The organism is Brachyspira catarrhinii, assembly GCF_005518285.1.
GTDB lineage: Bacteria > Spirochaetota > Brachyspiria > Brachyspirales > Brachyspiraceae > Brachyspira > Brachyspira catarrhinii.
The window spans coordinates 1-10,342 of the sequence record NZ_SJDU01000047.1; the positions used below are offsets into that span (position 1 = coordinate 1).

Here is a 10,342-nt window from a genome sequence, read left to right on the forward strand (position 1 = left end):
TATTATAGTTAGCAGAAGCGACTCTACATTAAGAGGGCATTATCCTTTAGAAACTGAAACTTTAAAAAATACTTTAGAGAATGAATTAAATAAAAAATATGACGGCGAGATAATAGTCCCATTTTTTAAAGAGGGCGGAAGGTTTACTATAAACGATATTCATTATGTAAAATATGGAGACGATTTGATTCCAGCAGCAGACACTGAGTTTGCAAAAGATAAGTCTTTTGGATATTCATCTTCAGACCTTAAAGAATGGTGTTTAGAAAAAGCTTCTTGCAAAAATGTTATATCTATTCCTATAGAAGATTTTAGGAACTTTAATATAGAAAAAATAAAAAGTAAATTGTTGCAAGCTAAAGATTTTCAAAAAATTATAGTAAATGCCATAGATTATATAGATTTGGAAGCGTTTACTATAGCATTTTTAGATGTTTTAAAATCTAAAAGAGAATACATATTTAGAGCGGCCGCATCGATAGTAAAAGTTTTGGGGAATATAAATGATAAAAAATTATTAAATAAATCTGATATTATATCTTCGGACAATAAAAACGGAGGGATAGTAATAATAGGCTCTCATGTAAATAAAACTACTATGCAATTGGAAGAACTAAAAAAAAGTAATTTAGATATAATATTTATAGAATTCAATCAGCATAAAGTGCTTGAAGAAAATGGATTAGAAGATGAAGTTAATAGAGTTGTGCATTTAACTGAGTATAATATAAAATCTGGCAATACAGTGGTTATATACACAAAAAGAGAGAGAATTGATTTTCCTAAAGACGATGCCGATAATCAAATAAAAATGTCAGTTAAAATATCCGAATCAATTACAAAAATAGTATCAAAACTTAACATAAAACCGTCTTTTATAATAGCTAAAGGAGGAATCACATCTAGCGATATAGGCACAAAAGGTCTTGGCGCTAAAAAGAGTCTCGTTTTAGGACAAATAGAAAATGCCGTTCCAGTATGGCTCACAGGGAATGAAGCTAAATTTAAAAACATGCCGTATATAATTTTTCCAGGTAATGTCGGCGATAATAATACTCTAAAAAATATAGTAGAAAAATTAATGCATTAGATTAAATAACTACCGCTTTCTTCCAAAACTTGAGCGTATTTTTTATTCCAGCGTTTGCATCTAAAAATTATTTAATTTAAACTTGACTTTTTTAACGAATTATTGTAATATTTCAATATGTTTAACTGTTTAGCGATTATCTTGTGTCCGACCCCGGAATACAATACAATACAATACAATACAATACAATACAATTAATTTTTGCATTTTTCCTATTTTCTTTAATAGGCGTTTTGCTACCCAATTTTTACATTTTATATTAGGAGATTTCTATGACTTCAAAAACTATTGACAATATCGTTTGGTTTATTCCGTTTAAAAAATTAAGAGATAGCGTTAGAGATTATTTGCTTTTTCAATATAATATAAGAAATGATATTTATGGTTTTTTACAATCGAATAATAATTTAAAAGATATTGTTAAAGAACAGCATTTATCTTTGTCGTCATTAAAAGAGGACATTAAAGAATTTATATCATTGAATAAACCAAAGCAAGCTGTAGATATTGGACTTATCTCTCGTTTTAGAGAACATATTAAAAATGATAATAATTTTTTATCTAAATATACTAATCTAATTACAAATTTGGATGACGATAGTATAAAAATTATTAACAATATAATCGCTAAAATTTGTAATTATAATAATATTGAAGACGAAATTTATTTTACACATGACGAATTAAAAGAATTGAATAAATTTGAAGCGGAATATTATAATAAAATAATAAAAATAAACGAAGAATTATTTATATATTACAAATATGTCTTGCCGTTTAATCAATTTGAAATAGAAGTTTTTTATGATAAGTGCGGAATAGATTATATAAAAAATATAAACAACATCAAAAATAAAAGTATTATTGATGCTGGCGGATTTATCGGAGACTCGGCAATAGTATTTTCCAATTACACCGATAAAAATGTTTACAGCTTTGAACCGTTTTTGAGAAATTATAATATGATTTTAAAAACTATAGAATTAAACAAAAAGAACAACATTATTCCCGTGAATATTGCGCTTGGAGATGAAAATAAAGATATAAGCATTTATTCCAGAGGAAATATCGACAGCGGACTTTCGGTAGAGAATAAAAAAGAAATTAATAGCGTTGAGAATAAAGTAAAAATGGTAACGCTCGATAGTTATGTGAAAGAAAATAATATTGAAGTCGGATTAATAAAAACTGATTTGGAAGGTTTTGAGCAGCCGTTTTTGAAAGGAGCGATTAATACGATAAAAGAACAAAAGCCCGTTTTAATAATAAGTATCTATCATAATTATAGCGACTTTTTTGAAATAAAACCAATGATAGAAAATTTAAATTTGGGTTATAAATTTAGAATAATAAAAAATAAATGTCCTAAAATTATTGGGGAAACCAAACTGTTAGCTGAAGTATGTTGAATTTAATCATAAAAATTTAATTACTATTCTGATTTTGCATCGATTCGAGTCTCTTTCTGTCTCTTTCAGCTTGCTGTAAATCGGATTGCATTCTATAATACGAAGCGAGTCTTTCCTGTCTATACTGTTCTATTCTCTCTCTTTCGCTGTCCACTCGTCTTTGATTATTTTCAAGTCTCGTCCTTGCAACCGATATGCTATTGTCGACTATACCTCGAGTTTGCGAGTAAGGAGTTATAAAGTCGTTCATAGTAAAAGCCGCTCCCGTATTCGGCACATTGTCGCCCGTAGTGTCGTTTGCAAATAATTCTTCCACGCCGTCCATTTGAGTTTCTATTTTATTCATAAATTTTTCTTCTTCGATTTGTAGAAATCCTTTTTTTACGACAGTCCAATCTTCGCCCGCGTTTCCTCTGTTGATTCCTATTTGGTCGAGTAAAGCCAATTCTTCTCCGTAATCCGTTTCGTAAGAATCCGCGACTATAGCCTTAACTCTCTGCGAAATAGTGCCGACTAAAGTGTTTCCGCTGAATACTCCGATATAGAATAATTTTTTTCTTAAATCCGAATCGCTCATCTCGGAATTGAAATTAATTTGCAAAGTTGTAGCCAAATCGTTCATATCCGTTCGATTCATTTCGTCTAAAGAATTTCTAACCTCTCTCGTCAAAGGACGTTGAGTGGAATCGTTCAAAAAATCGATTAAAGAATTATAAGCGCTCACAAAATTAACTATCGCGTCAACGACTCCCTCTTTATTTACTTCGATTGTCGTGGAAAACGCTTGAGGAGTCGGTTTGATTGCCGTTATATTTAGTCCGTTTACCGCGTCGTTAAATTCGTTGCTTTCGCTTAAAATGTCTATTCCGTCTATTGACGCTCTCGCATCCGTAGCTTCGGAGATTAAATAATTCGGAGCGTCTTCTTCCCTTCCCGTATCTTCGACAAGCAAATCTTTATAGAAAACATTATAATTTGGATTTTTATTTATCAAAACTATTTGAGTTATGACATCGCCCTCTTCAAATTGACTTCCAATAGGAATATTTAATCTCTGCCAATCCGCGCTTATCGTAGGCAATGCGAAAAATTTTTCAATTTCGTCTCCCGATTTATTTATATATTTCACGCCTATTATCTCAGAATTAAAGCCCGTTTCGTCTATGGCTTCGGGAACTTCCGCTTCCACTCCGTTTTTTGCCGCTCTTTCGTTTTCAAGAGCTTCTTTATATTTTTTTACATCTTCAAAAGTTCTCACACTGTCCGCTGGAGATAAACCTTCGCCATACAATTCCACATCTTTAAACTTAACGCTGTCTATTTTATCGAATATTATTCCAGTGTCGGGTATTGACAAATCTACCGTTGGAGGCATTACGGGAACTATTTCTTCTGCCGTTTCGTCCAAAGTGTCGGACGCTCTCGCCGTTATTGAAATAGTTATATTTTCGTTCGCTTCCGCTTCTCTATGCAAAGGCATCGATAATTTATTTATGCCTTTCAAAACCAAAAAGTCGTTTTTTACTATATAATTTGTGGTTAAATTATCCGATTCGTCTTTCCATTTATTAATAAGTCCTTCGTTGAAAATATGTCCCAAATATCTATAATTTCGTCTCGTAAACATATTTAATTCTTTCAATATTCCCGCGTCATCGCTTATAACTTCGACAATATTTTTAGAACCCGTTTTTACCAAATCTATAGTCAAAACCTGCAAATTCCTCGATTTTTGAGTGATTGTAGTTTTTACTTTTTTGCCGAATTCTTTATTCAAAGCCTTTTGCAAATCTACCAAACTTCCGCCCGCAAAGTCAATCGAATATTCGTCCTCGCCGATTTTTAATTTTATATTTCCAGCGGGAAGTTTATCGTTCATATTGTAGGCTTTTGAAGAAAATTTCTCGCTATTTGCCAATTCTTTTATCTCTATATCGTAAGTTGTCGTGTTTGCCATTCTGTTTGCCGTTACGGTAAAATATTCTGGGACGCCTTCTCCTCTGCCGACAAAATTCTTAAAAGGAGAACGAAAACCGTATAATTCTTTCGAGGCTGAAGATAAAGAATCGAGTCTCGATTTCAAATCTTCATAAGCCGAAATTTCCCTTTGATAATCTCTCGCGTTATCCAATAAATTTGAAAGCGTTGAACTTCTTTTTATAACTTCCGCGTCTACCGCGTTTTTATAAACTTCTTCAAGAAAGGCTTCGCTTGTTGCCATAAAAAATTCTCCTTATAAAATTTATAATCTATAAATTAAAATTTTATTTTCTATTGCATTATAAACTAAAAACTAAAAATTTATATATATTGTAAAATTAAATTTATTATAAAATTCAATTATACAAATTATATTACTATAAAAGAATTTTCGGAATGCTTAAAATTTTGGTTAGTTATTTAACATAATTATTTTTTTATAATTTAATAAAATCTGACAATTCTATTTTTAATTTATATTTTCTAAATTATTATTCAAATTATAATTATCAAAAATTCCGTTATCTCTGAAACTATAAACAGAATTTCCCGCAACGATTAAATGGTCCATCATTTTTATATTTACTGTTAAAAAAGCCTTAAATAAAGCATGCGTTATTTCCAAATCCTCTTTTGAAGGTTTTGAAATTCCCGAAGGATGATTATGAACTATAATTACATAACTTGCTCCCGCCGACAAAGATTTTTCAACCAAATCTCGCGGATAAATCGTAGCGGAATCTATAGTTCCTCTGAAAATTTGCTCCATCGATATGAATCTTTTATTTATATCCAAACATATTATTGAAAAAGTTTCAAATTTTAATTTTCCTAATTTTATAATCAAATAATCTATTAAATCTTTTTTCTTAAAATGCGAAGCGGACAATTTCAAAGAGCTTAATAAATAATATTCCAAAAGTTTTGGGACGCTTTTAAGAAGTTTGCTTTTTTTAACGCCGAGTCCTTTTATTTTTATAAGTTCTTTTTCGGAAGCGTTGACAATATTATGCAAATTGTAAAATTTATAATAAAGTTTTTCCGTTATAATTTTTGATTTTTCTTCGGAGATTCCGTTTGAAAGAATAAAACTTATAATTTCTTTTTCTTTATCAAGTTCGCTTAATTCGTTGTCAATTTTATTAATATCATGCATAAATAATATTCCTTTTGATTTTTTATTTTTATTCTATATAATTAATTGTTAAACAAATTTTTTTATTTTTTAAGCCTAATCAAAAATAAAAAATTTATATAAAAATAAGACAAAAATTTAATTCTGTATATTAATTATTCTACAAAAATTAAAAAGTGTCTATAAATCAAACTACATTTAATAAATTCTGTCTAAAAAATTGTATTAAATGTATTATCTCAAAGATAAAAAATTCGTTTTATCGCCAAATTTGGCAAAATTTAGTAAAAAAGTTGTATTATTCCTATTGACTTATTCGATAAATATATAGTATAGTTTAACTATAATTATAGTTTTAAACTATGATTAAAAATTGAAAAGTTAAACTAAATATTAAAGGATGTTTTTGTGAATAGAAAATTTTTAGCGATTATAATTTCGATTATAGTTTCATTAAATTTATACGGATTTGAAGAAGGTTTTATTTGGGGCTTGAGAGCAAATTTCAACGGTTCGTTAACTATTCCTTCGATTAGCCAAGATGATTTAAATAAAATCAGCGCGGCTTATATGAAAGGTTCGGTTGGCTACACGATGGACGGAGAAGCGGAATTGGGTTATTTATTCGGAGTCGACAGATGGTTTGGCGGAAAAAAATCCGATTTTAGTAAATTTAGCGGAATGAGTTTGTATTTTTCTATTGGAGTTGGAACGGGATTCAGCGGAATGGTTGCGGGAAACACATTGCAGGCAGATTCAAATTCTGAACCAGTGTCAGCCCAAATGTTTATGAATGTTAATTATAAGCCCGTAATAAATATTGGAATAGGAAGCAAGTTATATCTTCTTGAAAGTAGAATGGCTATAGGAATTCAATTAGGAATTAAAACTATTGCAGACACTTCTCCAGAATATTTGGCTTATTCAGATAAAGATGAGGAATTTAGCAGTATGGGAGTAAATCTTCCAGAAATGGGAGAAATAGTTGTAACCGATTTTATGATAAAAAATATGAATCCCATTATGTTTAGTATAAAATTAATGCTCGAATATAATCAACCTATAAACGATAGAGTCGAAATAGTTTTGGGAATATATAACAGATTCAATATTTATAAACCGAAGTATATAACTATGCCTAATTCTTTACTTAAATTAATAAATGCGGCTAAAAACACTCAAGGGCTTCCAAATTTTGATACACAAACTCCTTTGAATTCATATTATATGAATTCTTTTGATTTCGGTTTAAGTTTAGGTTTGCAATTTAGAGGTTAATTTATATAAATAAATTAAAATAAAAATTAAGGAAATAAAAAATAATTAAGTTAAATAAAAAAATTAAGGATAAAAAAATGAAACTAAAGAAAACATATTTATTTATACTATTTATAACGGCTTTTGTGATTTTATGCTCATGCAGAAGTCGTTTCAATCCAAGATATTATTATAATAAAAGCGCAAGCGAAATTGGAAATTCTGGCGGAGATAATTTGCCAGACGATTTACCAGACGACCCGAGCGATACAAACGCTGGAGGAGGCGTAGAAACAAACAAAGACGGAACGGTTACCGTATATTTAGACCCTTTCGTTTATGGAGAATGGAATAAACCCGATTACAAATTTTCAATGAATTTTGACAATATGCAAATAAGGGCTTCGTTTGACGGAAATAACAGACCTACTTATAAATTGGTTAACGGTAATTGGAATTTAAATAACGAATCAAGAAACGAATATAAAGTAGGCGGACCCGACACTACTGGAGCTGGAAAGTCTATTTCTTGGGTTCAATATTATCTCTATAAAAGTAAAAATCCGTTATTCGCGGTAGACAGCAGATACAATAAAAACGATAGAATGAAAAGATTTTATTTCTATAGATTTACGGGAAAAGCTTTGGGTATGGTAGACACCGATAATTATTTGGTTGCGATTGACACATATTCAAAATTGGTTTTCGCTTACGCCGTGCCAGTGGCATGGAAACAATATATAGCTGGAACTCCTAAAGCGCCAGTTAGTTGGGGAAGTGTCGATGCGGGCTGGGAAACCGATTATAACGGCGGAGGCAAAGTAAATTTCAAAGTAAGCGGAGCGTCATATTTTTACGAATACGACCCGATTGGAATAGTAAAACAGAACGGAGAGATTGAAATATATAAATGGTGTTCAGATTCCATAGGAAATAACAAAAGATACGGACCGAGAATTGACGGAGGAGACGCGAAAGATTTAAGCCGTCCTATAGCGACTTACGGAATGCCTGGACGCTCTCCTTATATACCTATAAAAACTAATGTAGGCAAAGGCGACACCAACGGCGTTATCGGTGGAGACGATTACGGCGAAACTACTAAAGATATAATAACGATTACGGCTAAAAGTTTCAAAAATATAGAGGCTTGGACTTGGCATTTCGGAGTTTATTTGTTCCATGACCTTAAAAGGAGCGTAGGTTTCTACCATTTCAGAATTGGTGGGGCGGTTTACGATGGCAATTTTCCTACCGAAGTCGATTATATAGAAAATATGAACGAACTTGGCGGAATATCCGATTACAAAAGCGATTTGGTTTATCTCGATTGGAATCAAGAAAAGAAATTTACCAAATCTAAAAGTTATGAAATTGAAGATATAAAAAGAGACAAAGATATATATTTAGATTTGGCTTCGGACATTGGAAAGTATAATTTGACTATGACTTATACCGATACCGCGGGATTCGGAAACAATCATAGCGGATGGGTTGCAAATAAAGGCTCTCAAAAGATTCGATTGATATACGACCCCGATAAAGACGCTTTCGTTATGTATAGCATAAAAGACGCAAACGGTTTTAGCCATATGACTATCGCCGACCCTAATTTTACTCTAAAAAGAGGCGAGAAAAAAGACTTTACGATAAAATATACTTGGAAAGGTTTAACGGGTTACGATGAAAGCGCCGAGCTAACTTATACTTTGGAGTTTAAATCAGCCTCATAAAGTAAAAATTTTAAATAAATTCATTCATCATAGGGCATTGGATTAATTCCTTTGCCCGTTTTTATTTTTTAATTTACAGTTAATAAAAAATTTTAGTAAAAATTTGCAATAATATAATTTTTATAGTAAAATATTAATATAATAAAATTTTTCAATAGGGGTTTAATTATGGCATCTTTCTTGGACAATTTGAAGGAAAAAGTTAAAGCTAATCCAAAAACTATAGTTCTTGCCGAAGGTTATGACGAAAGACATGTTAAGGCGGCGGTAATATTAAAAAAAGAAAAACTCGCTAAAAGCGTCATACTTTTGGGAGATAGAGCAAAAATCGAATCTTTGGCGAAAGAAAATTCTTTAGAGATTGACGATTTTGCAAGAATATTCGACCCGAAAACCGAATATAAAACCGAAAGCTATATCGAAATGCTTTTTAAGAAGAGAGAAAAAAAAGGAATGACTAAAGACCAAGCTAAAGAGTTAATCGTTTATAATTCCGTTTATACGGGAGCGGCTATTCTTGCCGACAACGGAGCGGACGGAATGGTCGGAGGAGCGGTTTACGCTACGGGCGAAATGTTGAGAGCGGCTTTATTTTTGATAGGATTAAAACAAGGAATTAAAACTCTTTCAAGCACTTTCTTTATCGAGAGTCCAGATAAAGCTTTATTCGATGACGGAATAGCATGCTTTGCCGATTGCGCCGTTATACCCGACCCTACGGCGGAACAGTTGGCGGATATTGCCGAATCGACTGCGGAATCTTTCAAAACTATGACGGGAAAAGACCCGAGAGTCGCTTTGCTTTCGTTTTCTACAAAAGGCTCGGCTCAACATGAATCTGTCGATAAAGTTATAGAAGCTAAAAAGATTTTGGAATCTCGAAATATCAATTTTGTTTTTGACGGAGAATTGCAATTTGATGCGGCGATAGTTCCTAAAGTCGGCGAACAAAAAGCTCCAAATTCAAAAATAAAAGGAAACGCTAATGTTCTTATATTCCCTAATTTGAACGCGGGAAATATAGGATATAAAATAGCGCAAAGAGTTGGCAAATGCACGGCTATCGGACCTATGCTTCAAGGAATCGCAAAACCAGCGAACGATTTGTCTCGCGGATGTTCGGCTCAAGATATTGCGGATTTGGCGGTTTTGACATCGCTACAATCTTTATAATTTATAATATTTATAATAATGAAAAAAGATTAAATTTAAATAATAAAGAAAGAAACAATTTTTTAATCATTTTTAATAATATACTCTTTAATAAAGCCTTATAGAAATATAGGGCTTTAGTTTTTTATTTTGTATTTCAAAAATTCATTTAATAAAATTTTAATCTACGCTGTATTCCGCTTCGCTGTCTCCGCTTATAGTAAATCTATAAGGATTTGACGGCATTATTTTAATCAAATAATTATAAAGCAAAGTGGAACTATGAAGAGTCGAATTATTGGTATTATAATAAAAATATTTCGGATAATTCAAAACATAATCGTAATAAGGATTATTCTTGGAGCTTACAAGCTCGCCTATTTTATTGTTTACTCTCCATAAAAAATAAACTGATTTGTCGGTAAAATAATTCGTTTCCGATTGGCTTAAAACATAAGAAAAATAATCCGCCGATTTCAAATAATCGTAATTCTTATAATTATTCATAGCGGATTTATAACTTTCAAAAACTTCTTCAATATTGTTAAAATCGTTCGTCATATATCTTAAATAACTCCATCCGATT

General features: G+C 31.3%; 7 protein-coding genes and 1 pseudogene. 5 read left to right on the forward strand and 3 right to left on the reverse strand.

The genetic code is table 11. The annotated features are described in order from the left end of the window. Both EZH24_RS03110 and EZH24_RS03115 read left to right on the forward strand, forming a co-directional pair. Window positions 1-1,090 (forward strand): nucleotide-binding domain containing protein (locus EZH24_RS03110; RefSeq protein WP_137997672.1); only part of this gene is annotated, 1,090 nt, incomplete at its 5' end. Window positions 1,091-1,362: 272 nt separating this feature from the next. Further along, window positions 1,363-2,499, forward strand: a complete 1,137-nt coding sequence (locus EZH24_RS03115) for an FkbM family methyltransferase (RefSeq protein ID WP_137997673.1) — start codon at window positions 1,363-1,365, stop codon at window positions 2,497-2,499. A gap of 16 nt (window positions 2,500-2,515) precedes the next feature. On the opposite strand, the gene fliD is transcribed toward EZH24_RS03115, so the two are convergent. Further along, on the reverse strand, window positions 2,516-4,720 hold the full coding sequence (fliD, locus tag EZH24_RS03120; protein WP_137997674.1) for a flagellar filament capping protein FliD: 2,205 nt from the start codon (window positions 4,718-4,720) through the stop codon (window positions 2,516-2,518). A gap of 228 nt (window positions 4,721-4,948) precedes the next feature. Further along, window positions 4,949-5,635, reverse strand: coding sequence for a JAB domain-containing protein (locus EZH24_RS03125; RefSeq protein WP_137997675.1), 687 nt, complete (start codon window positions 5,633-5,635; stop codon window positions 4,949-4,951). Window positions 5,636-6,022: 387 nt separating this feature from the next. On the opposite strand from EZH24_RS03125, the gene EZH24_RS03130 reads away from it, so the two are divergent. The 3 genes from EZH24_RS03130 to pta all read left to right on the forward strand — a co-directional run bounded on the left by EZH24_RS03130 (window position 6,023) and on the right by pta (window position 9,777). Further along, the gene (locus EZH24_RS03130; protein ID WP_170310828.1) at window positions 6,023-6,892 is read left to right on the forward strand and encodes a hypothetical protein; all 870 of its coding nucleotides are present in this window, start codon (window positions 6,023-6,025) and stop codon (window positions 6,890-6,892) included. Between the two features lie 77 nt (window positions 6,893-6,969). After that, entirely contained in the window at window positions 6,970-8,604 is a 1,635-nt protein-coding gene (locus EZH24_RS03135; RefSeq protein ID WP_137997676.1) for a hypothetical protein, read from the forward strand. Window positions 8,605-8,772: 168 nt separating this feature from the next. Further along, window positions 8,773-9,777 carry a phosphate acetyltransferase gene (gene pta, locus EZH24_RS03140; RefSeq protein WP_137997677.1) on the forward strand — a complete coding sequence of 335 codons (1,005 nt, stop codon included), beginning with the start codon at window positions 8,773-8,775 and terminating at the stop codon, window positions 9,775-9,777. Between the two features lie 159 nt (window positions 9,778-9,936). On the opposite strand, the pseudogene EZH24_RS03145 reads toward pta, so the two are convergent. Then, window positions 9,937-10,342: pseudogene (locus EZH24_RS03145) on the reverse strand (hypothetical protein); the annotation flags it as partial.

What these genes read in the sequence shown, in the direction of transcription:
- pta (WP_137997677.1), top strand. Translation starts at nt 8,773, where the DNA reads ATGGCATCTTTCTTGGACAATTTGAAGGAAAAAGTTAAAGCTAATCCA.
- fliD (WP_137997674.1), bottom strand. Translation starts at nt 4,720, where the DNA reads ATGGCAACAAGCGAAGCCTTTCTTGAAGAAGTTTATAAAAACGCGGTA.
- EZH24_RS03115 (WP_137997673.1), top strand. Translation starts at nt 1,363, where the DNA reads ATGACTTCAAAAACTATTGACAATATCGTTTGGTTTATTCCGTTTAAA.
- EZH24_RS03135 (WP_137997676.1), top strand. Translation starts at nt 6,970, where the DNA reads ATGAAACTAAAGAAAACATATTTATTTATACTATTTATAACGGCTTTT.
- EZH24_RS03125 (WP_137997675.1), bottom strand. Translation starts at nt 5,635, where the DNA reads ATGCATGATATTAATAAAATTGACAACGAATTAAGCGAACTTGATAAA.